General features: G+C 38.1%; 19 protein-coding genes. All 19 read right to left on the reverse strand.

Annotated features, from left to right (window positions below):
- Positions 1-469: 469 nt before the first annotated feature.
- The 19 genes from B5E64_RS02385 to B5E64_RS02480 all read right to left on the reverse strand — a co-directional run bounded on the left by B5E64_RS02385 (position 470) and on the right by B5E64_RS02480 (position 24,529).
- On the reverse strand, positions 470-724 hold the full coding sequence (locus B5E64_RS02385; protein ID WP_140398809.1) for a hypothetical protein: 255 nt from the start codon (positions 722-724) through the stop codon (positions 470-472).
- Between the two features lie 176 nt (positions 725-900).
- Positions 901-1,188, reverse strand: coding sequence for a hypothetical protein (locus B5E64_RS02390; RefSeq protein WP_087166942.1), 288 nt, complete (start codon positions 1,186-1,188; stop codon positions 901-903).
- A 14-nt stretch (positions 1,189-1,202) separates the two neighbouring features.
- Complete coding sequence (locus tag B5E64_RS02395) at positions 1,203-2,465, reverse strand: vWA domain-containing protein (protein ID WP_087166943.1); 1,263 nt, start codon at positions 2,463-2,465, stop codon at positions 1,203-1,205.
- Positions 2,466-2,509: 44 nt separating this feature from the next.
- Positions 2,510-3,007 carry a hypothetical protein gene (locus B5E64_RS17805; RefSeq protein ID WP_140398810.1) on the reverse strand — a complete coding sequence of 166 codons (498 nt, stop codon included), beginning with the start codon at positions 3,005-3,007 and terminating at the stop codon, positions 2,510-2,512.
- Positions 3,008-3,016: 9 nt separating this feature from the next.
- Complete coding sequence (locus tag B5E64_RS02410) at positions 3,017-4,261, reverse strand: hypothetical protein (protein WP_087166946.1); 1,245 nt, start codon at positions 4,259-4,261, stop codon at positions 3,017-3,019.
- A 9-nt stretch (positions 4,262-4,270) separates the two neighbouring features.
- A complete protein-coding gene (locus B5E64_RS02415) occupies positions 4,271-5,590 on the reverse strand; it encodes a type IV secretion system DNA-binding domain-containing protein (RefSeq protein WP_087166947.1) in 1,320 nt (439 codons plus the stop codon).
- Between the two features lies 1 nt (position 5,591).
- Positions 5,592-6,611, reverse strand: a complete 1,020-nt coding sequence (locus B5E64_RS02420) for a hypothetical protein (protein WP_087166948.1) — start codon at positions 6,609-6,611, stop codon at positions 5,592-5,594.
- On the reverse strand, positions 6,608-7,237 hold the full coding sequence (locus B5E64_RS02425) for a DUF2225 domain-containing protein (RefSeq protein ID WP_087166949.1): 630 nt from the start codon (positions 7,235-7,237) through the stop codon (positions 6,608-6,610). Before B5E64_RS02425 ends, B5E64_RS02420 begins: the two co-directional genes overlap by 4 nt.
- Before the next feature lie 12 nt (positions 7,238-7,249).
- On the reverse strand, positions 7,250-8,017 hold the full coding sequence (locus B5E64_RS02430) for a hypothetical protein (protein WP_087166950.1): 768 nt from the start codon (positions 8,015-8,017) through the stop codon (positions 7,250-7,252).
- Positions 8,018-8,112: 95 nt separating this feature from the next.
- Positions 8,113-9,759: a hypothetical protein gene (locus tag B5E64_RS02435; RefSeq protein ID WP_087166951.1), complete on the reverse strand. Its 1,647-nt coding sequence runs from the start codon at positions 9,757-9,759 to the stop codon at positions 8,113-8,115.
- Between the two features lie 12 nt (positions 9,760-9,771).
- Positions 9,772-10,830 carry an SEL1-like repeat protein gene (locus B5E64_RS02440; protein ID WP_087166952.1) on the reverse strand — a complete coding sequence of 353 codons (1,059 nt, stop codon included), beginning with the start codon at positions 10,828-10,830 and terminating at the stop codon, positions 9,772-9,774.
- Entirely contained in the window at positions 10,827-11,942 is a 1,116-nt protein-coding gene (locus B5E64_RS02445) for a hypothetical protein (RefSeq protein ID WP_087166953.1), read from the reverse strand. Before B5E64_RS02445 ends, B5E64_RS02440 begins: the two co-directional genes overlap by 4 nt.
- A gap of 29 nt (positions 11,943-11,971) precedes the next feature.
- Complete coding sequence (locus tag B5E64_RS02450; protein WP_087166954.1) at positions 11,972-14,422, reverse strand: hypothetical protein; 2,451 nt, start codon at positions 14,420-14,422, stop codon at positions 11,972-11,974.
- 23 nt (positions 14,423-14,445) lie between these two features.
- Entirely contained in the window at positions 14,446-16,005 is a 1,560-nt protein-coding gene (locus B5E64_RS02455) for a GTPase domain-containing protein (protein WP_087166955.1), read from the reverse strand.
- Between the two features lie 24 nt (positions 16,006-16,029).
- A complete protein-coding gene (locus B5E64_RS02460) occupies positions 16,030-16,677 on the reverse strand; it encodes a hypothetical protein (protein ID WP_087166956.1) in 648 nt (215 codons plus the stop codon).
- A gap of 4 nt (positions 16,678-16,681) precedes the next feature.
- Positions 16,682-18,580, reverse strand: a complete 1,899-nt coding sequence (locus B5E64_RS02465) for a hypothetical protein (RefSeq protein ID WP_087166957.1) — start codon at positions 18,578-18,580, stop codon at positions 16,682-16,684.
- An 84-nt stretch (positions 18,581-18,664) separates the two neighbouring features.
- Positions 18,665-22,111, reverse strand: coding sequence for a tubulin-like doman-containing protein (locus tag B5E64_RS02470; RefSeq protein WP_087166958.1), 3,447 nt, complete (start codon positions 22,109-22,111; stop codon positions 18,665-18,667).
- A gap of 25 nt (positions 22,112-22,136) precedes the next feature.
- Entirely contained in the window at positions 22,137-24,194 is a 2,058-nt protein-coding gene (locus tag B5E64_RS02475) for a vWA domain-containing protein (protein WP_087166959.1), read from the reverse strand.
- Entirely contained in the window at positions 24,191-24,529 is a 339-nt protein-coding gene (locus B5E64_RS02480) for a helix-turn-helix transcriptional regulator (RefSeq protein WP_087166960.1), read from the reverse strand. Before B5E64_RS02480 ends, B5E64_RS02475 begins: the two co-directional genes overlap by 4 nt.
- Positions 24,530-24,813: the final 284 nt, after the last annotated feature.

Consider the following 24,813-nt stretch of genomic DNA (forward strand, 5'->3'; position numbering starts at 1 on the left):
TTTGGACACAATAAAGCAAACACGAAGATTTAGATCACTGATCTCGGAGACGAGATCGGTGACCTAAATCTCCGTGACAAGTGATCTATTTATCCGTGAACAATGATCTATTCACGCGTAATATACAAAGGGGATTGGGGATGTTTCCCCAACAAGCAAATTTGCGAAGAATGACCCAAGGGGAAATTCGAGAAAATGAGTGAACCTGTACAGGTTTACACTGCTTGCCAATTTGTATATTGCATAGTTTAAGATAAGATTACTAAGGAGTATTTCTTCAGAGCATGTTGATTTTTGCTAGTTAAGCTTCAAAATTTCGTTACACCTAATATCAAATTTTATGTAGCCTACAGCAATCTATTTATTAAGAATTTTGTTTCATAGGTTTCCACTCTTTTTAGCTTTGCCTAAAGAGTATCATTTGCCTTTTTGAAGAGCGCCTGGCTTTATGACATATTGAGAAATCGTTCTATTCCATTTCAATGGAATCACCATTCTGCTCAATACAGGAATCATGATTGGGTGACAATTCCGAAATGAATTCTTCGGTTTCGTCAGAGAAAGAACAATACTCGTTGGCGAGATTATCTTGAGCATCGTATACTTCCAAGAAACCATAGTGTTCCTGATTATAGTGAACCTCGTCTTCATAAACTTGTTGAAAGGCTACTTCATACTGCTTTTGTTCTTCTATAATTGCGGATTTATATGTGCAGATTGTCATCCAAAACGGCCACCTGTGCCATATTATCCGGCCAGCGTGAGTCATATTATCCGGCCGGCCATTAACCATTATTCCACGGTACTCTTGACATGAGCCTCCATCACACATGATATTCTGGCAAAGCCGGCAAACCAGCACCACAGGCGGATTTGCCAAGGCAGAGAGCCTATCATGTGCTACTCATGTAAAGAGCCTTTCGCGGCATAACGGTTAATGGCCGGGGATGTCCCGGTCTGGCCGGATAATATGGCCCTGATGACCGTTAAAGGTGGCTGTCTGCAATATGCTTGTAGCCGTCCTGTTTTTTCAGCAGTACTAAGTGTATCATCCTGTAGAGTCTCAACGATGAATTTTTGATAAGCTTGTATTAAATTGTTCATACCTTCCCGAAGATCAGCTCGCTCTTGCTCAAAATTCCTTGTTGAATGAAGAGAGGGTCTCCTTAAAGATCTCCCATAATCCATGCAAATACCTCCTATTATGCTAATCTTCTTGAAGAACGATTCCTTGATGGTCTCCTCGGGCCACGTTTATATGTAGTGGGCTTACTTGCGAGGGTTAAGGAAATAAGAATCCACAAAACAAGCCAAATCATCTTATCAGAAAAGCCCATCACATCAGTACATACTTCCATAAGAATAGCGCCAATAACCGATTTTATTGCAGATGACCCAATAATCAGAGTGCTTGATTCTTGATTGCCATATGCGACAGCGGTTGCAAAACCTATAGTAGCACCCAAGATTGAAATAAAGATGATGCGTAATATGGCGTACAACAAATTTAGATTAGTCGTGTACCTAGTTGAGAGAAGATCTCTGGAAGTATATTGCGTTGCGGCAGATGCCATAGCCTCAGCCAAGCCAGATGCGTCAGAAACATCAATATAAACGCCACCGGTTGTTTTTGCTATTTTACTCATTAGATTTTCATCCACATCACCCAAGCCGACAGTGCTGATACTGATCCCATTCTTTACATATGTTTTTAGTACACCATGGATGGATCTGAATAAGCCAATATCCGTAGCATATCCATCAGTGAGCAGAATAACCTTTGGTGATGTGCCGCCATCCCATTCACCACTTACTTTATCTTGAATCACCCTATTGAGTGCTGCTCGAATTGACGTTCCACCTGTACTATCACCAGTGATTTTGGGAATTCCATTAGATACGGGGGCCATGTCATTAATAATTCCTACATCATTTGAAAAGCCATAAATCATGTATGGAAAATCCGGATTGACATTGGTAAGAACAGAGCTTATTGCATTGTATCTTAATTGTTGCGGGTCATTTTCCGCCATAGAGCCTGAATCGTCAATCACAAAGATATAGGATGTAGGTTGTTTAACTTGTTTGACAAAATTCATTCCATATATCCATTGAAAGAAAATGCTAAGTCCAAAAAGCAGTACGCCAATAATTACGATTGCAAAAATTGAACTAACTAGATTGTTTGAACTGGTCAATATATTTTTCTCAAACGAACCGGATGATATGCTATACACTAGGATAGTTATGACCAATAATAAGAACAAGACTGCGAATATGATGCCGATGAGCAACGGCATTGCAATTTTATTTACTCCAGAAGAGTAGATAATAGTACCTATTATCCAACCAACAATTCCAACAATTATTGTGATCAGTAATAGAAAAATATTAAGTGAAACAGCACGACTTGCAGATGGCTTTCTTGCGTTTAGCTTACGAGTTTTTGGAAGAGTTGGTGACACTTTTTAATTCTCCTTTCATCAGAATGTTCACTTTGTTTTGATTTCTACTTTTTTTTAGGAAAGATAAACCACTTAACAATAAAAATGATAACTAGGATAACTATTACCCATGTAAGAAGTTGCATTAAAAAGTTAGTAATTTCCTCCCTGAAAATCCAACAAAATATAACAACTGCAATAATACCAATAATAGGCAATAAGATGTTCCATGGAATGTTCATTCCAGAACTAGATTGATGAACACTCGGAGGCTTGATTTTAGTTTTCCTAGGTGAATATCCAGTTTTTTGAGAGAACGATGGGTTCATCCCTGCGTTTCCACTACTAGAACGTCGCACAGGTTGATTCTGGAAACCTGTGCTTTTATGTGGCGATTGAGTGGGCATGGAAGAAGCACTAGATGTATCGGAGGTAAAGGTTGGCTTTTCTCTAGAAGATGGCCTAGGAATAGCGCTGGCTGTATTTGATGTATAATTAGTATCTGATTTAAAATCGTTGTTGGTTTTTTGGGAAGCATTCCCACTATTAAAATTAAACGGCATTTTTTCCTCCTAGTTATATCGAATAATTTGATCTGTAGTAGTATCAAACACAATAGCTTGTCCCGCTCTTAGTCCGATAATCTCTTCTGGCATAACTCTATATCTGTTCTCTGTCGAGAACCTTAGATCGTCATGTCGATCTTGTGGTAAGAAACTGAAAAAACCTCTATTGGTTCCTTGTGACATTTCAACTTTGGTGTAGTCGTATCGTCCAAAGATTTCGGATAGAATCGTAGCTGTTTTTCCGGTGCTGTGTTTTAGAATGATAAAAGTATTCATGCGTTCCGTTAAATGAAGAAAGTTATTTTCTTCGCCACTAATTAAATCAACTGCGTTCTCAGCAATTATTCCGCAGCAGCAGCCTGAATTAGTAAGGCGCAGATACTCCTGAAAATGTTCATCTGCTATTTTTGTATCATCAATAATGAGAATAAAAGGCTTTTGAGCGGCCTTTAATTCTTCTGCAAGATAGGGTAGTAGCATTTCCGAATACATATCGTTAACAGACAGTAAAAGGGTTGCATTTTGTCCTATAGCTTGTAAACAATTGAATTCGGAAACACAGTTATCATCATTCCATCCGCCATGAGAAGCATCATGCGCAAGATTGCTAATTACTGCTCTAAATAAATCAAATTGACTATTAGAGTCCTCAGAATCAATTCCTAAATCAGCCCATATTCTGCGAGAGATAGCTTCGCCACAAGAAAGTGCCATGATATTTTCATGGAACTCTCCTATATCATAAAATTGGCATAGATAATTCAAGCCGGATAGGCTAATTGGAATATTCAACTCTTTCAAAATGGACAGATGTGCTTTTATAACCCTTTCAAAACGAGGAGTAACTGAATAATTAAGTTTATTCGCAAGTTGTCTTAATGCCAGTACCACTTGCATTTCATTCATTCCAAAAAAAGGTTCAAACTCAGAATTTTTTTGGTTGATTATCCATAATGGAGAACATTCAGATGATGAAACAATGCTTTGCCAAGCTTGAGTAACCATCGCTTCCATGTGAATATCATTGTTGTGCAGGACTATAATTGGAAATCGTCCAATGGTAGCATCGAAAAAAGTATAAAGCGGTTGGTAGCGCTCATCAGGGTGTACGCCACCACTGATAATAAAATTCGCTGGCACCGAATTAGGGCACAGATATGCACCCACATTTTCAAGCTTACCTTTTGCAGAGAATACATTCGATAATTGTCTATTTGAAACATTTACTTGATGATTATTACGCCATCCCATTTTGATTCCTCACTTCCCGTACTGTGCAAATTGAAATAAAAATGGAGCGTCATATCCCAGCCCAACTATTGCTTGACCAAGGCCGAGATTTAATTGATCCCATTCTTCAACTGTATTTCCATTACGTTCATTGCATACAATACTATTTTTTTGAATATTATTATATTCATACACCATTATGTTTGACCCAAATCTCTTGGTTATGTAGTCACGAGACGAACCATCATTTGTGTGAAATGCAAAAATACTTCCGAAACCGCCCGCAATTACGGCCCCCTTTTCCTGGCCGTATACATCGTATAGTTGATCAATACTTTGGATTCCGGCCATAACACGAACACCTAAACCACGGCCAAAATTTAAGGCATCGTCAATGTGTTGTAATTTTGGTAATAGTTTAAACTCATCCGCAATTAAGAAAACGTTTCCTGAATTCTTGACTCTGCCAAGAGCTTCTTTTAATGCTTGGTCGATTAACAATCTATATACTGGGGCTAAGGTTTCACCAACTGAAAGATCATATTCAACAAAAATTGCCTTTCCACCTTTTGCCCTAACTGCTTTTCTCATTGAAATAGAACGTTCAGGGCGATGAGATGCCAAAATACCAACGAAATATTCGGATAACATGCTGTTTAACTCGCCAAAAACACCGAGAGCCTGATTTGATTTACCATCCCCAAAATACGTAAGGAGACTTTTCAAATCTGGATAATGACTAAAAATTTTCAGATAATGTTCTGGCTGAAAACTCAAAAGGGCTTTTATCAGATCTTCATTATTGAGCCTTGATTTCCACTCTGCAGGGTTGGCTTTTGCTTGGCGAATAAAGTGAATCAAGATACCTCGGAAAATATCTTTTGCGGCGTTACAGAAAAAAGGCTGAGATGACGATCCACGGTCATGAAATAGTGCAGATGCCATTTCTCTAGCATTCATGGTGATATTTGCTTCATCCCAACCATCTGCCAGAATTTCATCAAATAAATTCCATGTATAACTGATATGACGAAAACTTGCACTATTCCCTATTATATAGTCACCATCTTTAGAAAAATCTGTATAGAATTCACCTTTGGTGTCAAAAATAATAGCGATGTCATTTGGGGTCATTTTTTCTCGCAAGGCTTGGACAGTATAGCAGAATGCATTTGTCTTTCCACAACCAGCTCCGCCTAGTAATAGGATATGGCGAGCCATAAGATCCTCGTTAATCTGAAATTTTTCGTCTCCATTCATTGATTGGCCGGGAAAGGTTACCAATGGTTTATCAATAATTGGTGGAACGTTATTAATTACAGAAGTTCCAAAAATAATTTGATGATTCATTTTATTGCTCCATGTCAGAAGAATAATTTTCGTTGTTTTCAAGACCTTCAGTATTCGAAGATTCTATTTCAGCACTGTTGGCAGTACCAAGATAGTTTTCTTCGTCATTTGATCTTTCGATATCATTAGCTGTATTAATATACATGTTACTATCGATGGTTTCAGAAGGTACTTCAACATTTCCTAAGTAGTCATTGCTTGAAATACTAGAATACTCATTATTATTTTGATATTCGCAATTAAGTGTCTCAATTGCATCTCCAATATCATGGCTCCGTTTGACTGTTGGGTCCACATACTCTTCATTATTGATCTTTTCACTTATTGAATTATACTGATCTTCCGAAATGTCCCCTCTGATATAAGCCACATAGGCTTGATTGTTTTGCAATCTGACTCGATCCTTTGAATTGTTGTCAAGTGCAGTGTTAACATTACTAAAGTGAGTTGCACGCTCTTCGATGTATGCTCGATATTCGGGATCATGCTCATAGCGCTCCCGTTGTGTGAGCATAAATGCAGCCGCTTTATTATTACTATCAAGCTCATCACATTGCATGTCATATTCCGGAGAAGATCGAGCATAGTTATATAGATTGCCTTGCTCATCTCTAGCCATCTCTGCTTCCAGCATAGATAGAGTATGGTCATCATAACCTTCACCAGTTTGAATACAATATGCTTGGTAAGCATGAGTGCTTTCGTGAACATATGTATCCAAAGCTTCATATGATGAAAAATCCGATATATTGATATTGATTTGATTGTTTGTGCTAGTATATCCTCCATATGTATCGGTACTATATGAAGAAACTATTTCAGCAGGTGTGCGTCCTTGTTCTGTCGCTGTTCGATTCTCTATTTCTTGAATAACTGCAATTCTATTTTCGTTGTCAAGTTTTTCCCAATTCTCAGTTTTGAATATATCTAACAGTTCGTCTTGGGGACAAACTGAATAATCTACTTTATCTTGTTTGGATTGTTTGCTGTTTTCAGTTAATCGACTCCAAAAGAATTTCATAAGAGCGCCTCGCTTACAAAGTGAGGTGCAGAATCTTCTGCGTCAATTAACTTCTTCTCGAACGAAAGTATTCTTTGTAGATTACTATCGCTAACATAAACTTCTAAAGAATCGGCGGTCTCAGCTGCCTCAGAAAACAATTGTGCCTGGCGCAAGCAATCTATGTATGTAATAGCTACGTTGATATCAGCATTATTTTCAAGATAAATAGAGTAATGCTTAATTGACTTTTTTAAGCATTCAAAATCAGCGGTGCCGATCTCTAATGAATACCAATATCCGAGCAGATACATATCAGCGGATTCCTTGTGTTGTTGAGATTTCTCTAGAATACTTGCAGCGAGACGGATCTTTGTACTGGTACTGCTGTTCTTTGCTTGAAATTTAAGTGCCTTGTACTGCTGTGAAAAAACATAATCTTTAATTTGTTTGGACACAGTTGCGTTAAACTTTTTTGCTGCATAACCACAATGTGGGCACAATATAATTGTATCGAATATAGCCGGAGAGTGAGGATTGTGATCTAATCCCATATTACCGTTTGAATAAAATCCTTTAAGGATGTTTGCTTCAAAGACATTGTTGCAGCAAGGACATGTGACTTTTCTCTTGATATAACTGTCCATAACTATCCTCCTTTATTTTGCTACGATAGCATATTTCAGGCAGTTCATTCCGAAATCCATAATGAATAGCCATAAAATTAGTGCAATTATAGATGTTGCGATTTCACCTTCCACACCATGAAGAATTGCAATGTAAACCCATAGACACATTGCGTTAGTGATAAATGTGGTTCCCATTTTCGAGAGAAGTGTGACAATTATTCTCCACAGAATAGCAGTTCCAACGGCTACACCGCCAATCAGTAAGGGAATTATTGAAACAGTGCCCAGAATTATAACACTTAGTATTCCTAATATAACTGATACGACATCTCCGAATGTATTCGCAAAGTAAGAGAACAGCCACGTAGAAAACCATGAAGCTATAATAGCCAGTATTGGTGCAGTAAGCACAGTTAACATTAGTTCTTTCACCCGATAACCAAAAGTTTCCATATATTTTTCCCGATCATGATAATCGGTATATGAAGACGGTATACGAAGAAATATGGCTGTAAATAACCCTACAACAAGAGGTTGAATAAATGCCATAAATGCCAGCCTTATCAAGTCTGTGAGAAACGAAGATGTAGTAATCAGCGGTATGGAGTACTGATATTTTAATATTTTGCATACCACATCGGAGATTACTTTTGCAAATGGAAGTAATCCCATTAAAGTACCAAAGGCTATTGAAGTGTCTTTGTCTGTAACAATAAGCTCTCGAAATGCGACTATAAATAGTATGATAATTATTATTGCCAGTATTTTGTAAAGCAATTTATCAATTAGTTTTGACATTGGACTTCTCCCTAATAGAAAAAGGCCAAGGAGGCATACCTATAAACAGGTGCGCTCCCTTGGTCTTATCTCAATCCTTTTTTACGAAGCGCTTCTTACTTTGGTTCAAAATTATACAGCCAAGAAGGGAACCAATAGTAATATATTGCCCGATATCCTTTGGCATCGTTAGCGATAACCCTAAGGACATCGCTTTGCACAGGAATCGCTTGCTCTGACTTTATTAATATTGGTTCGTTCCCAACCGTTTTGCCACGATAATCTATCCATTCACAGGAAATTGATTCGACATCATTTCGTTTCCCTTTTGCTTCAACAGAGATGGTCACAACTTCATTTTCAGCGGAAACATCGGCTTTGACTTTCATGGTTGTTCGAACACTAGCTAAACATAAAAGCGCAACGCATATGCACACAAAGATGTTTACATTTTTATTGGGAACAATTTTACCTGGATGAGGATAGTTAAGTATAAGTATAGTGGCTACCGACACTATATAGACCGTAGCCAGAATAATTACACCCTCAACAGAAAACCTCATTTTCCATTGCCAAGCTAGTGCTTCAACGACAAGCACAGAGATAATAGCAATCCAGAGAAAGCTTTTATTGTTCGCCGCTTTCATACGTTCGTATTGTGAATAGAAGATAATTACAAAAACAACAGTTACAATTGCATTAATCAAATAACCATTTTTCAAAGTGTGAAGTGTAAGCAAAAATACCATTGTCTCAACAATTAAAAACGTAGCAGTATTAAGACGACAGGTTTTCTTATTGAGAAGCTCGTTATGTAGGCATCTAAACGTGGCAATAACAAGAAGAAGCATCAACAAAGAGCTGTAGATGAAGTAGTTTCCCATTAGTAGCTTAATTGCGAAAACAAAAATTGCTGATGCGATCATCAAAAAGGAATCTATTCCGATTTGATTTTCCTGATGCTTGTTATCATACATTGCGACAGAGCAACCAATCAGTACAATACACGATACTATAACTTTCCACCATGCAAATGCTGTTGTTGGCAATGCCAGCATTTTAGAGGAAAGATCAGAAGCTATAGAGTGAATATATTGGACTTCTGTCATGCAGAGCGCAATAATGCTTACTAGCAAGATAATTCCAAGCCAAATATTGATTGTCCTTTTTTCAGGAACTATACGTGTACTCATCTCCAACAATACAGTCCAGAAGAGAACAGCAATTAGAAAAGATGCTAAAAAAGCCTCACCGCCAGTAACGAATTGTAAATCCTCAATATTTTTATTGCTCAAAATACTAAGGATGAATACGGAACCAAAGGCGGCAGCACTAATGCCTGTGAACCACGTAAAATTTTGTTTAACCAAGCCAATGAAACCAACGATAGCACCCAAAAGCAATAGCCAAAGACACATTTTTGTCGTAAAAATTGTCTCAAAGATATTTGAAAAGTTTTCAGTAGAGAATCCACCTTTCAGTATTTTATACTGTAATCCTATATATATGAAAAAGTCGAAGAATATCAGGGTTGTATAATATGCACCAGCCGGTAGACTTGAATCACTTCTAAGTACCACAATATAAGTAGAAATTAGTAGTAGTGCAACAGATATTCCAAGACCAAGCAACGTGTAATTTCGAATGATTATAGGAAGCATCATAAAAGCATTGATACAAACAATAATTATTTTATTTGTTTTTAGTGAAGTACCTATTGGGAATTGACATGCTTTCTGATTGTTTTCATTTGTTGTATCCACAATAATCCCTCCTTAAAACAAAAATCGAACTACCATATAGAAAAACCACATAGTAAACATCCCAACAGGAACAAAATACATGGTATCATAAGGCTTTATCCGATGATGAAGAATTGCCATGATCAAAATAGCAAAACTCAGCAATGTAAAAATACATCCAGTTATACGATGAGCAGCATAAAGCGGTGCGCCTGGAGCAAGAATAAATGATGCAACAATAGCTATGAAAAGAGCAATGCTTAGTCCGATCATAATCCGGTTAAATTTTTTTTGATTAACGATATTAACAATTGCATCTTTTCGTTTTTTACTTAAAGCCAAAGAGCCAAAACCAGTGTAATATTCATAGGCTTTGCTCCAATCACTGACACCGTTATCATAATAGTAATCGCCTAACGTGGCAGCAGCTTGAGTATCGCCAGCATCAGCAGCCTCTTGAAGAAGGCTAATTGCACGAACATTGTCAGCTTCAAACTGAATACCGTTGAGAAGGCAGTATCCTAAATAAAACTTTGCTTTAGGAATACCAGCTGCAACGAGAGGCTGTAATTTACTGAAATCAAGTTTAGTGACATCTTTATCTTTAAAAGCTGATTTTTCGAAAGCCTCCTTGAACTCTTTGATTTCAGATTCATACAGGCTAGCAGGAACAACAAAAGCTGTTTCTGTTAGCAACTTGCGTGTCGCAAAATGGTTTGTATTACAGTTGCAAGCAATGTCGGCAGATAATGCGATGTCGCTTGTCAACCCCATCACTGTAGTACGATTAAATCCGGTTTCTTCAACTGCATTTTGAACAAAGCGATCCAGATCAATCTGTTGGGTGCGTGAATCACACTCCATTAAATCCCTAAATCCAGTTACCTTTGTCATTAAGCAGACTTTGTATATGTCTGAAGGTGCTGCTCCTAGTTCATGGAGCGAAGATTGAAGTTGCTTGTCATCAAAATACACCTTACAAGAGTGCTTAGCCACCAAGGATCTGAGGATTGAACCAAGATCAGATACAGGGGGGGAGTAAAAACCAACATACTCTGCGACATCTTGCTGTATCGATGCTAAAGAATTCATACTTCGTCCTCCTTATCGTTTTTTTTCTTTGTGATCCAACCAAGTTGGTCAAAGCAGCGCAGCCATGTTGAAGGAGGGGGATTCACAACTTTACCATTTCGTTCTGCGTTGCTCTGAGATAATGTCATTATAAATAATTCCTGTAATATTTTGGGACATTCTTCCCACAACTCTATCACTTGTCGCTCTTCATCAAAAGCACCTAAAGCATTTTGTTGATCCTGTGGGTCAAAAATAAACACTGGCATTTTATGGTAATCACGAAATTTCACATAATGTTTTTGAATACTGTCATCAACGTATCCTGTGAGCAATCTTCCATCATAGCAATACTGCCCAAAAAATAGATAGAATAGAAGCGCACATAAACTGTAGTTTTGCGTATTAAAATCAAAACTTTTCTGTATTCCACGTACCAAAGCAGGTTCCGCAAATTCGATAGGATATTCGCCTGCTTTTGCATGGCAAAATGGTGTAGCTTCATCTGATATAAAATCCTCAAATGAATACACAAGGTTACTAAAGTTCAAATATACAGTCCCATCAGACCGGAAAAAAATTCTTGAAAGATGGATATCTTCGTATACATACCCATCTTTGTTTACGTTATCTATTGCCCGCAAAATTTGTACAGCTACGTTTCTAATTTCTGGATTTTTCCAACTTAACTGCTTAATTTGAGCAAGTTTCCTCATCCCGTTTATCATGGGAGGATACCCACCATAAGGGAACAATAATGCTCGATTCCCTTTTTTCTCACTTACCAGAGTAGGAGTTTCCGTATATTCTTGTGCAACAAACAAACTACATTGGGCGGCTTGTTCATCTGATAAATTGACCATATCGCTTGGCCATAAAATATTGCTTCGATCCGGCGGGTTAAGAATCCTGCGTCTTAATTTATTATGAAGTACATAATTGCAATTCATTCGCTTAATAAAATAAGTTTCACCAGTAATTAGATTTGTGAGAAGTGGGCTCAATAAATTTTCTCCATTATTGCCGCCCAATGGATCTTGAACCAACTCCTGTCTATCCCATTTGTAAACTCCACCGCCGTAGACCGTACTATAATATAAATCTTCAGTTGTAAGATAATTATTGGTACTCATTAGTCTACCATCCTTTGTGAATAGTTCCTTTATTTCCGACCAAAGAAGCCCCTGATCTTTCCTTTTTTGTCTTGACCATCTGAACCACTGTTTGTAGAATTACTTGATTCATCACTCCCCTGCGTTAGCTTTGAAAACAAGGATAAGCCTTTATCGACAATACTTGAACTAGCAGGAGAATCTGATGCCAAGTATCGCTCGTCTGCTCGTCTTCTCTTTGTTACCTGCTTTAGTTCAGCCAGCCATTTTTTTATAGTTTTAGCCTCTTCACCACGACATTGAATATAATCTTCTGCATCTCGGATATACTTTCTTTTGCTGATAAGCTTGCTTTCTTGTATTACATAGAAACTTTCAGCATTTAAAACAGCAGGTTTGATCTTATCAAAAATCGTAAAAGTGTTAGTGAACTTGACCCCACCAATACTGAGCCATACATCAAGCGGTACGTAATGTAGCTCAGAATCATGCTTTTCACAAAAATCGATTATAATGTTACTAATACCATTCATAATGGTTTTAGAGTTTTTGGCCCAGGTCATACATACTTCAGAAATCTGAAGGAAGCATTCTACCATTTCAGCGTATTGGCATCGATACAGCAGGTAGCGGATATTAACAATTTCTTTTAATAATTCAGGAGCATCCACAGTTGAGGAGACATGAACCCATTCTATCAGCATAGAATCATGACCAGAATATCTGTCGGAAATTGCTTTTTCAATCTGAGTAAAAATGTTTTCTTTGTCTTTTTCTGTAAGCTCCAAATAATACCTTTTAAAATATGTCTGAACAGCACTAAGGAATTCTTCACCATTTTGCTTAGAGAGATTGTACAAGAGTAGAAAAAGTTCCAAAAGCATATTGCAACGATGAGAGCGAATTTGCATGAATTTATATTCGGCTCCAGCTGCTAGCGAAAGATTTTCGAAGTTGATGGATTCCCAGTATTCTTCTTTAGCAGCGTTACAGCAATCCTCAATTTTATCAGCTTGCAACATTCTTTTCATTAGAGCAATATACTCTTCGTATGTCTTGATAGCCAATCCAGGAACCTTTACAGTCTCACTATACAGTGCCCAAGCCAGTTCTCCAATTTTGTCATCTGTTTTAGGTTTGTAAGTCATGTAAGAGGTTTCATTCCATAGTTGTTTAAGTTTTAGCCATGATACATCGTCCGATGATAATACATAGGTAGAGTAATAAAGATCAAGAATTTCTAATCCATTGTCTATTTCTGCAAGTTTTTTTGCATACCTATGAAAAACATCCGGACTCATATAACCGAGTTTTTTTGCTGCTTCAGGAGCAGAGAGTGTGCTGAAGCGATAGATATTATATTGTTCACCGGCGTTTTCCAAATCAAGTGTAATAGGAGAGGCTAATCTGTCAGCAAGGTTAGCTTCGCTTTCATCTGTAAGAAATAATTTGCGTTTTCGAGTTTCACTCAACATTGCAGCAATGTATTTTTCCATCAATGCACTGTTTGATGATTTGGAACGTAGCGCATCACTGAGAATTCCATCCAAATCTGTATCACTGTAGATTTCTACATTAGAGTTTTGCATCAGTTGATGGGCGATTTTAAGGATTAATTCATTGGAAGCTGTGCTGTCGCCTAATTCTACAGCAGTTTTTTCAAGCTTAGAGAAATAGTCTGGTGCATTAATCGTTGCGATGTTTCGTGCAGCATAGTCAACGAATCCATAACGTGTAATCTTTCTTTCTGTACGTCCGGACAACACATTATTCGCTCCGGAAGTAGGGACAAAGAAGAATAATTTGCTCTCTGCATTTTCTGAAAAGATAACATTTTTGCTAAGATCATTGTTGGCTGTATTCGATGCAATACAAAGAGTTTTTCTAAGGTAATGCGGCAATCCATAATAAATGCAGAAAAGAAGAGCTCGCATTTGAGATTCTGTACCATCATATTGAATGAATAGAGGTTCGGTTATTTTCTTTTCGGTCATTTGAGTATATACGCACTGAATTAATTTCAAATAACGCTCCTCATTCAAGTTGCTCATTTGCATTGCTGTGCTGATATCGATACCCTGAACCCGCTGTAGTGATACAGGTATAGAGGCGGCATCACTCTCACAGCTTTTAAAATTCCTGCTGTCAATTGATAGTATATAGTTTGGATCGGAGAGGACATCTTTATCTTTCCATGAAAAGATAAAAGCGTGCGAAAACATATTTGCACGTCCCAAACGGTCTAAGAGACCATATTGGGTTCTCATAATATACACATAAGAACCATCTCCACTGATTTCAAAAAGGTTAAGCACGTTTCCGTGCTCATCAAACATTGCGTTCTGAATAGTAGAATTTGCATTTTGAAAACTTACACACGCATTATATGCTTCTGCTGGAATGTTTTCAGATACCGCAACTGGTTGCCAACCAGAACTAATTGTTCCTCCGATTTCTTGGCTGGCATTTGTATAACAGCATTGTAGTATTCTTTCTGTCATAGCGATTCCTCCAAGATTGAGATTTACTCAGCAACATGTTCCCACTTATGTCCACACACCGTACAGCCATGATTAACATGTACCTTTCTGCGTCTTAAGAAACTACCTATTGTTATTGTCTGCTCATCAAAAGGCAGCTCATAGGTTTTGTCAGAGCCACATTCTGGGCAATGAATAATCTTTTTTGCAGGATTAAAAATCTCTTCATTTTCTCCAATATAGCCAAGTTTATTGAACAGCCAAAGTACAGGTTCTTCTACACGTTTCGGCAAAACAGGGCCAACTGGATAACGGTATTTATTGCCGTTATCTTCGCCTTCTTTAACATCACACCCAAGTGCTGTGAATGCGAAGAAATTATAGGTTGAATAGTTAGTACGCATCTGTTGGGCAAGTACAAGTTCGTTGCCTTGTATAAATTCATTTAGTTTTTGGGCAATAGGGTTATATGCCCTGGCATTAAATACTGGCTTATTAAAACCACTACTATCTTGGACACCTTGAACATCGTCAAGTAACATGCTTCTCAACTCAGGATCTAATACTCGCTGAACATCTTCGGTATCAACCTTTGACATACAAACAGCAAAAGGAATATCACATTTTTCATCTGATCTGCCATGAGATACGATTGAATGTATTATATCTAATACTGTAGTAGGTTCATCAAGTGCAATTCCATTTGCCGCAGCACCACTTACTACACTAAACTGCATCGGATCGATAAGAACAATTACACCGTCTGCATGTTCAATAAACGGAGCAAACTTATTAACTAATGCAGCATCTTTAAAAACTTCGCCAGCAACATCATATAGGACAAATGTTTCGGTGATACGTCCATGCTCTCTGGCATCTCGAACCATCTCATAAAAAAGAGGTTGTTGGAAGCGAGTAGCTGGAGTGGAGCCAGGAAGTGGCTTATCTGCAACAATGCTATTATTCTCTAAAAAGGTTCTCACTCCAGGGTTATTAACTATAGCATTTAGTCCAACTTTAACAGAATATGTGCGCATTTTCCTTAATAGTTGAGAAAGATATATGGTTTTACCAGCGCCAGTAATACCAATAACTGTAGCAAATTTGACTTTGTTTTTTCCATAATTATCCGGTAATGGATTATGACAATATCGACATACTCGACGGTTGCAACGCTCGTGTGTCTGAGTATTTAATTCGATTTGGGTGACCATTCCCTGCTCATCTCTAATAAAATATGAACCATCAGCTTGCTTCACCAAAAATTTTTGATGGTATTCATTTTTCGGATCAAGAATACGTCTGCGATATGCTTTCACATGGAGAATATCATCTGCAGGATTGTACTCAGTTGTTCCGTTGAAATTTTTCCAGAAAGCTTCATATTCTGCATCTTCTGTTTCCGCAAAGAACTCCCAATCTCTTAAATTGCTAAGTATTTCTTCTTTATCAGCGCCTCGATACCTAGCTTGGAAATCATCTAAATCGTCATATTCATCAGGGAGAATATCATTATCACCCTGGTTGATTTTTTCAGAGCGGAATAGCACTTCGTCGTCTCTCATAGTTTTAAAACAATAAGGACATGTGATTTCAAAACTCATAAACAAATTACCTCCACATCAAACTTAGACAATGTGCAAACCCTTGTTATGAGAAATCATCACAGGGCGGACTTCTGAGTAAACATATATTGTACCTTGCTCAAGCATTTGTCTAGTTACTGGTATTTCAAAATTATTTATTTGGTAAGATAAATCGCCATCTATATATCCGTTACTAAAGGAAGGAGGGAAAGAAATTCTAAAAAAACCTGTCTCAATTTCTCGTTTGCGGAAAAAACCTTCTGTGCGCATAATAGTCTCGATCTCGACGTGCAAATCCAACGGAATATCACAAAAAGCAGAAATCATTGCCTGATTTTGGGGCTGATAGATTTCACACACGTCTTTGTCTGTAAAGCAACTGAATACAGTGTATGTACTGGCTTCTCCATTAAGGCAGCACCCTCTGTTGCGAGCTTTATCTGCTGCGGTTACAAATTTGATCCACACTCCGGTTAACACCTCAGTGTATTTTTCTGGCAGTAGCGTTGCATTGGGGAGCAAATGACAAATTTCCTCAATATAGTCAATTGCGCTACTACCAAATGGTGTCTGGACGATAAGGACATCTTGCCCATTTGCGTTGTCCCACATCAAGTTTTTTGTAGTTTTATCCAGCCTTAAGTTAGTGGCAAATCTCGCCGGATTATTAGGGGAATACTTATATATCATTTACTCACCTACTTTCACCGTTAATTAGGTTTTCTTTACTAACTTCATAAACAACCGCTGCTTCTGCAGCATTGCCACATCCGGTATTGTAATAGTATGTTGTTGGTGCCAAGTTGCTATACAGATTGTTATACAACGGTGTTCCGACTTTGATTAGAATTGAAGACAGCACGGGTTGCCCAAAGTTGAAATTCACCTGGAGATATGTACGAACATCTTCACCAGTAAGCTTTTGGCGAATATATTGTTTTGCATCAGTTGGCAATGCCTCTTCATGCAATCTTCGTTCAAGCTCCTCCTCAAACGGAGCGGAAAAGACAGGATTACTATCTACAATTTTGTCTAAAGAATTTTCTAGAAACAGCTTTAGCGATTCGGCGTCTTGCATTTTCTTAAATTCTTCAGTAAGTTCATGCCCATAATGATCAAAGTAATTTCGGACTTTTCTCTCATAAAAAGCAGTAATGTTATCATCACGAATTGCAAAGATATTCTGCCTGGACTGGAGCAATTCACGCCATGCCTGTAAAAACTCCCGAGCGTTTTCTCCTTGTTCTTTTATAGCTGATAAGAAAATATCAATCAACTTAGGGTCAGAGGACAGCATGTATTTTAATCTAGACTTTGCTGCACTCAATACTTGCATTTCTTGTGATGGCTCACGCTTGTGATTGATAATCTCTCGAACATCATCAATATGGTCACTTAGATAAATCAGCTCGTTTGTCGAAAACTGTGTGCAAAGGTATGTTAAGTATTCTTTGCGCCAATTTTGTCGAATCTTGGAATCCATATTAACCTTTTCTTGTGCCTGGTGTGCAACTTGTGACAGATAACTATCCCACGAACTCATAGTAAGTGAATTGAATTCTCTAGCTGAAAGCTGGCTAACATCATCATACTCATCCATAGATACACGGGGGAACAGCGCTAATTGAGAAGCAGAAGGAAGTAATGGAACCAGCACGTTTTGGGCATAGTTATCCAAAATTGTAATCGTTCCGTCCTTTGTCAGCCCTAAACGTTCAGAAATAGAATCATCCTCAAACAGATGCATTTCATGTTGAACGAAGGCTTTTGTCATTTCATCAATAAGCGCTGTCACAATAACTTGTCCAATTTTCTCGGAAGGTTTTTCTTCACGAGCATAACTTGCGGTTAAAACACGTCTGGAAAAAAGAGAGGTAGAAATATTCGCATCGCTATTATTGGACAATGCCATAATAGATATGGCAATTCTGTAACAAATATTCCAGTCTTCAAGGATGGCATGATCGCTGCGCTTATTACTCAGCAAGAAGATACTTTTGCAGTTGCTAAGTAATTTAGGATCTTCATGAAAGGAACACAACTTGTTTCTTATCTGATTTGAGATACTTTTCCTGGAAAAATTCTCGTTTAGTAGAACTATGAGCATATCCAGCATATCCAGCGAGTCAATGCCAAAAGCATTTTTAGTTTGCTGTATTATGTCCATCCATGTAGAGAATTCTTCTGCTGATTTGTAGCTTGTAGTATCCAAAATAAAATATACAAATAGTTTGCTTCGATCCTGAAAATGATTTTTCAGTCCAAACAGAGAAGTGACAATATTACTAATGTCATCTGACGAAATCTGAGATTCTTGAGCCTCATTCTCTTCGAAGGATAACTGTACATAAGCGACTGAGCTTCCTTTATTAGTAACTCCAACAAATTGAAGTTCTCGTTGATATTGCGGCCAAATCTCGAACAAGTTTGAAGCAATCGACGAAAACCCTTTTATTGCTTCGTCACCAAGAAATACTACCAACATGGGAAACTGCGGTTCTTTTCCGGCAGTATTGCCCAATGTGTGACGGTCAATTTGACGGAGTCTATTTTCGAAGTGAAGTATGAGGTTTTGAACAGTTAAGTTTGACATATGATAACCTCACAAAATATGGAATGAAGGGGAAACGTAGTAGCATATTCTACGGTTCCCCATAGGTTGTATGTAACCGTAAACTTACAGTGCGTAATCCATGCAGAAAATACCAAACTGTTGTTTGAGCTTTCCGAGGAACTGAATGATGTCTGTACGCTGCTCATAAGCTGATGCTCTTTGAGCCCAAGCATTTACTCTCTCATCGCTTAATTCATTCTTGAGTTTTGTTCCAGCGGTATGGAGTTCAGGTGCATCACTGTTGTAGCGGTCATCCACAATTTTCTTAATTTCAGCTTTAATAGTATTATCTAATTTCTGATAGCTTAGGAATCCCTGATAAACAGGAATCATACCGAAAGCATACTCTGCGCCACGTTTGGACAGAATGATATCGTTAGAAATACCAAATTGAATCTGGCGATAGGAGACAACAAGACCTTCCCATGTGATTACACCTGTGAACAAAGCATCGCAATAATCAATGACATCTTTATTACCAATTTCAATGCCCTCGATTTTGGAAGCGAGTTTTTGTTTGGCCTGCTGAACGGTATAATCAATTTCTTCTAAATCCTTCAGAATGCCTTTAACAAGAGGATGGTATGCCGGAGAGGATACAAAATGATCCTTTCTTACAAGTTTTTTGGTTTCAATTCGTTCAGCGAAACCATCGTTTTGCATTGCAAATGCCGTTTGTACCATAGGAATGGCATTTGCTACTGCAATAAGTTGAGATAGCTTCTGTTTTGCGCTTTCGACTTCATCAGGGCGAGAAATCTTATTTGCAAGTTCAATACAACCCTGCGCTAAAGCGTTGAGCTCGGTGACTGCCTCTGGAGCAGGTGCACAAATACGATTCTGTTCGTCAAAAATACCCTTAGATTCAGCTTCGTCATACAATTTCTGACCAGCAGTAATGATATCTTTCATTGCATACGGAGCCTTTTCCAGTTGAAGCATGCTTTGCGGTGTTAAAGAAGGAAGTTTACTCCAATCATTGAATTCCATTCCAGGTACTGCCTTGCCTTCATAATAGTGACGCCCGCTATCAGTAGTACTAAAGCAAACTCTTTCATATTCCTCACAATTGTTGTAAGAACTAAGCGGGAGAGCACAGGCACTGCACATCACATAGATTCGATCTGTCAATGCACTTTCTTTCGTTTCCCACAAAGAGTTTGTTTCGAACATCTTTTTAGCAGCAGCTTTAATTGGAGCAGAAGTGGTAGGAATGGACAAAAATGCCAATTTGGAGGTCTGCGATTCTCTCCAAATGCTGTTGTTGAAATAGAAGAGAGGTCTTGCTTTTGCAGTAAGGAGTTTCATCCAATCTTCATAAATCTTGCTTGCAAGGCGTTCGTCGTTATCAATGCCGTATTTATCCTTTAAGAAGGCAGTAATTGTTCTATTGGCAAATCCCGCAAAGGCTGTTTCTACAAAGAATTTCGTTACGAGTTTTGTAATCTTATTTTCGTCTTCAAGAATCCATTCGTCCTCATTTTCCAAGAGAAGCAGCATAAAAGCGTCTAACATTCCAGGAATATTGATTTTAGAAATTTCTTCATCAAGAGGTTTTTTCAGCTCAGCGATTGTCATCATTGGTATGGAGAAAGAGCCTTCAGCAGTCATGATTTTTTCGCTTGCGAGGGCATCACGATTTTCTTTGAAGGAATTAATAAGTGTCTCCATTACTCGACTCAATTTAATATAGTATTGAGCCGTAATATCAACAACCTGCTTGCGAAAATCCCTCAACACCTTATCCAGCTTTTCGTAGATATTCATGGACAATTTGTGCTGCTCGAAAAGCATGAGATAATATTCGTAATTATTAAACTCCTTGGTTGCTTTATTGAATACTGATTTACTACATTTAATTTCAAAATCAGCTTTTGCACCTTCATAATCTCTGGAGCGGAGATCAGTCTGAGCAGCTTCTTGACTCCAACGAGATGAGTTCTCTTCAAGGAGTCCATCAATGATATTCAGAAAGTTATGGCTTTCAGCAGCAGAAATCAAGCGATAAGCAAAAATAGGACCGCTGTTAATATCACGCAAGATGTCTGCCAGCTGAGTTTGAACTCGACCGAGAAGAGATTTCTGGTTAGAAGATGTTGTCATGCTCTTGGAGTTAGCTTCTGCACGGTTAAGTTTTGCTGCTGTTTGGTTTGTATAGTGGGTGATCATTTCCGAATTGCCATAATCACGCACAAATTTCCAATCATCGGTATAAGGAGCATAATCATCTCCAGCACCTTCACGAAGCTCACGGAACAGAGAATTATAAATATCTGTTATGCTTCGTGCATCTCTAGCCAAAGACATTATGGCCAACGCTTCAACATCTGCACGTGAAGGAGTATTGGAACTAATGGTCGAAAAGTGTCCAAACAACTCAGAAGCTAAATATGTATTAATTTCCCTCAAAGGAATACTTGCACAAGAGGCACCAATGACACAGTATGCCAGATTAGAGCCAATTACTTTTTCGCCATCAGCTGTACGGACTTTCTGGCGAAAATTGGAAAGCTGCTCTGTTAAATCAAATGCTTTATCAGAAAACGTTAAAAAATCCATAACGTATTCTGAGGTTACATTCATAGCATAATCATAAGCGTTTGTTAACACATCACCAGCTGCATTGGTTGCACAAACAAGATGACACATATCCACGGGACCAGATTTCCATTCAATCTTCCGGTGTCCTTGGTATTCCTGGACAAAACTACCACCGTTATACTGAAGTTGCATGCAATAGTCTAATTCCTGCATAGCGGCATATCCATTTTTAGGAATATAGGCACGTGTCTTTGTATCCGTGAATGGGATCTTGTCCAAATTAACATCAGGCAGAAAGAAATAGCCAAAGATAGTAACACCGCCAACTTTATCTGCAATTGAGCGTACCATATAGCAGACATCAAGAAAACATCCGGAACCAGTACCACCACTCAGTCCAGAGAAAATATGGATGTTAACGGTAGGCTCTGTTAATCCGCTTTTGGCGGCATTAATTTCCTGCTCAATTCTACTTAAGAAAAGATCGGATTTATCCATCATCATGTATCGACCGACCTGGCGAATACCGCCAGCTCCAGCTTTTCCCAGGTCGGGAGCTTCAATATCTTCCCAACGAAGCCAGTTGAGTTCTGCCCGCTGTTTTAGCGCAAGCGGATTGGCGAAAGCTTTCTTGACATTGGGATTAGCAATAGAGAAAAACTCGGTATCATCAAGTGCCATAAGTGCATCAGCTTTAACGGAATCGTCTTCAGCGTCAACAACACCTTTGCTTTTTTCAGCCGTATCAACACCCAAAAAGCGAATATGAGAGTATGTTGCAACGACTGCTTCAGGGTCATCCGCTTTTAAGCGAGAATAGACTTGAGTTTTAATTGTTCTCAAGCAATCAATGCCTGTACCGCCAAGGCCGATTAAGATGGATGCGGTATTCTGTGCCTGATCAGCTTGTTGTCGAGTGGAGATGATTCCCCCACCCGCACTTAAGAGTAATTTAGAGTAGACTGCCATGATTTTACCTCCACAATAATTATTTTTAACGTCTTCTTGTGTTTGGTTTCCGGCGAGGGCCACGAGGAGTTCCCTTCATCCGACTGTCAAAACGTACATAAAGCAGTTTAGAATCCCCTTCTTTGATAGACAAGGTTACTTCAGCACCACTTTGGATACGAACTTTATTTGTCTTTTGCCCGTTCCAAATTATAGGAACATTTGTATAGAGCCATATAAATTGTTGACCAGTTGCTTGGAAATATGATTTATTGTAATCCAATCCCAATGGATCCAACTGGAATGCGGTAAGCTTGCATTTTCCACGCTTAGGTGTACGAGGAGTGCCTTTATAGCTGCCATTTGAATAGCTCTGCACTGAGATAGTGCCTCTAAAAGGTTTTCTACTCCAATACCAGATATTACCACCAATGATTAACAAAGCTATTAAAGCTGCAATTGCAAGCCCTATACAGGTCATTACTCCGACATTATAACTGGTAACAATAACTTCAACATTGCAAGACAATCCGCCAATATCGGTTACTTTAATATCAAAAGATCCTTTTGATAAGCTAAAGTGATCCAGCGTGATGATATTTTCATTAACACTGAAGTCCGTTCCTTCAATAAATGAACTGGATACAAGGTTATAGTGTAAAACATCATTTTCAGGATCAGACGCCAATTCTGTCATATCGATAGATAAATTCCCGCCTTTAAATGGCCAAATATACACTGTTTTCTTAATAGGATTCTCTTTAGGAACCGGTGCAGAGTTTGTATTGCCAGCGGTTTCAGATACAGTTATAGGCCCAATGTTTGAAGATGTTTTTTCAAGATGGTTCCCAGACACACGAACATTTAAAAAATATGTACCTTCCGCAGGTTGATATGTAGCTGTAAATGCCCCATCACTAACAACCATCGGTAATTCTTCAATAATTTCACCATACGCATCCATCATTTGTAAAGTTGCTGAGTAGCCAGAGTATTGTTCGTTTGCATCTACAGAATTGGTACCCGATTTTAATGTTGCGGTAACATTAATGGGAGTATTAACGGCTACATTAAGTGATTCAGGCTCGACAGTAACATCAACACCTAAATTGGTGTTATATATCATATTGATTTTTATATTGTCGCCAGGAACTCCTTTGGTGACTAATTTCCAAGTTCCAGGTGTAAGCTCTGTAATCTTAATAAGTGTAAATGTTTCAGAAGTCACACTTGTGATATCAATATTCTTTCCTGCTGGGTCAAACAAAGCAATACTATTAGCAGATCCATTGATTACAATATTAACTTCCTCAACGCCTAAACCTGGAACATCAAATGGTGTCTCAAGAACACCAGTGGCAGGAAATACATCATCAACTAAGGTGATTGTAGATGTTCCATAAATCAGACTATAAAAAATGTTAAAAACGTCTTGTAAGTCTTCTGCATCAGAAACCTCTTTAAACACGCCCCCAGTTGCACTGGAAATTTGTTCCATTTCAGACGTATCGGCTTTGTTATTGGCATTTAAGCAAACACTGTAAATACCAATTTTGTTTTCTCTTGCAGCTTGGATAGCATTTGCCTTTAAATTTAAGGAAGTAGTCTGCTCATCTGTTGTTGGCATTTCTGTGTTGCCGTCACTGAGAAAAACAATAACGGAAGGCAAATCCTGACTTCCAGAAGTTAGGAGCATATCTACAGCTTTTGATAACGCTTCACCAATATTGGTATACCCCATATCAGCTGTAACTCCATGAGACATTACTGACTTGAGAAGCGTAGTAACTTCATTTTTGTTTGCTTGACTATTCACCAAAGAGGGGTCTTGCTGTGCTGAGACATGATTTGAAAAAACAATGCCACCAAGATAGTTACCTTGTTCTGCCAAGAGGCTAGTAAACTGACTGATTGCTTCATAGCGGAAGCCATCCGGATCAGTATAATTCATAGAATTACTAGCATCTAGAACCACCACAACATTGAATCTGTTTATGGACGATGATTCGCCCTTATCATTTGCATAAGTAATGGTAGAGATACAGCTTAATAAAATTAACAGAAAAATTAATGATATTATATATCGACGAGTTTTGGCTTTCATATAAGATCCTCCTCTTGAGCATGGGAAGTACTTAACTTTTCATCGTTATCTTTGACTAACCTAGCTTCTTCCAATTCAGATGGAAATATATTAATTTGCCTTATCATTTCGTGAGTTTTGGGATTATAGTCAAACATCATAATAAGAGCCAAGTATGTTCGCCATGTCATCCGTTTTTTTCCAGCTTCAATCACACTATATGTCTGACGAGAAAGTCCAATGGCATTGGCTAGTTCTTCTTGTGACATAGACGTTTTTGTTCGCAAAATCAGTAGTTCTTCAGATAGCTTGTCTATCAGTTCTTCTTTTCGTGAGTCTTCGAATTCAAATGTCATTAAGATCCTCCTCTTGATTTTTCGTAGAGTATCTTACTCTACGACTAGATATTTACTGCCTATAATTCGACATTAACTACTAGAAATATAACAAAATGTCGTGTAATTTGTCAATATGTCTTTATACTTTACCTTAAAAAACCGTTCAAAATCTACAATATGCACATAATTAAAAAATCAGTTACAGCATTTTGTCCCATAAGCCGTCAGAATTATAGTAGGTAATTGCGAAACTCCTTCGTAAACTTGAAGCAAAACAAGGAAAATTCGTACAGGGAAGGAGT

It is taken from the genome of Drancourtella sp. An12 (genome assembly GCF_002160935.1).
Taxonomy (GTDB): Bacteria; Bacillota; Clostridia; order Lachnospirales; family Lachnospiraceae; genus Sellimonas; species Sellimonas catena.

Excerpts from the sequence above, each read along its gene's own strand:
- B5E64_RS02385 (WP_140398809.1), bottom strand. The coding sequence starts at position 724 with ATGACAATCTGCACATATAAATCCGCAATTATAGAAGAACAAAAGCAG.
- B5E64_RS02390 (WP_087166942.1), bottom strand. The coding sequence starts at position 1,188 with ATGGATTATGGGAGATCTTTAAGGAGACCCTCTCTTCATTCAACAAGG.
- B5E64_RS17805 (WP_140398810.1), bottom strand. The coding sequence starts at position 3,007 with ATGCCGTTTAATTTTAATAGTGGGAATGCTTCCCAAAAAACCAACAAC.
- B5E64_RS02410 (WP_087166946.1), bottom strand. The coding sequence starts at position 4,261 with ATGGGATGGCGTAATAATCATCAAGTAAATGTTTCAAATAGACAATTA.
- B5E64_RS02415 (WP_087166947.1), bottom strand. The coding sequence starts at position 5,590 with ATGAATCATCAAATTATTTTTGGAACTTCTGTAATTAATAACGTTCCA.
- B5E64_RS02420 (WP_087166948.1), bottom strand. The coding sequence starts at position 6,611 with ATGAAATTCTTTTGGAGTCGATTAACTGAAAACAGCAAACAATCCAAA.
- B5E64_RS02425 (WP_087166949.1), bottom strand. The coding sequence starts at position 7,237 with ATGGACAGTTATATCAAGAGAAAAGTCACATGTCCTTGCTGCAACAAT.
- B5E64_RS02430 (WP_087166950.1), bottom strand. The coding sequence starts at position 8,017 with ATGTCAAAACTAATTGATAAATTGCTTTACAAAATACTGGCAATAATA.
- B5E64_RS02440 (WP_087166952.1), bottom strand. The coding sequence starts at position 10,830 with ATGAATTCTTTAGCATCGATACAGCAAGATGTCGCAGAGTATGTTGGT.
- B5E64_RS02445 (WP_087166953.1), bottom strand. The coding sequence starts at position 11,942 with ATGAGTACCAATAATTATCTTACAACTGAAGATTTATATTATAGTACG.
- B5E64_RS02450 (WP_087166954.1), bottom strand. The coding sequence starts at position 14,422 with ATGACAGAAAGAATACTACAATGCTGTTATACAAATGCCAGCCAAGAA.
- B5E64_RS02455 (WP_087166955.1), bottom strand. The coding sequence starts at position 16,005 with ATGAGTTTTGAAATCACATGTCCTTATTGTTTTAAAACTATGAGAGAC.
- B5E64_RS02460 (WP_087166956.1), bottom strand. The coding sequence starts at position 16,677 with ATGATATATAAGTATTCCCCTAATAATCCGGCGAGATTTGCCACTAAC.
- B5E64_RS02465 (WP_087166957.1), bottom strand. The coding sequence starts at position 18,580 with ATGTCAAACTTAACTGTTCAAAACCTCATACTTCACTTCGAAAATAGA.
- B5E64_RS02470 (WP_087166958.1), bottom strand. The coding sequence starts at position 22,111 with ATGGCAGTCTACTCTAAATTACTCTTAAGTGCGGGTGGGGGAATCATC.
- B5E64_RS02475 (WP_087166959.1), bottom strand. The coding sequence starts at position 24,194 with ATGAAAGCCAAAACTCGTCGATATATAATATCATTAATTTTTCTGTTA.
- B5E64_RS02480 (WP_087166960.1), bottom strand. The coding sequence starts at position 24,529 with ATGACATTTGAATTCGAAGACTCACGAAAAGAAGAACTGATAGACAAG.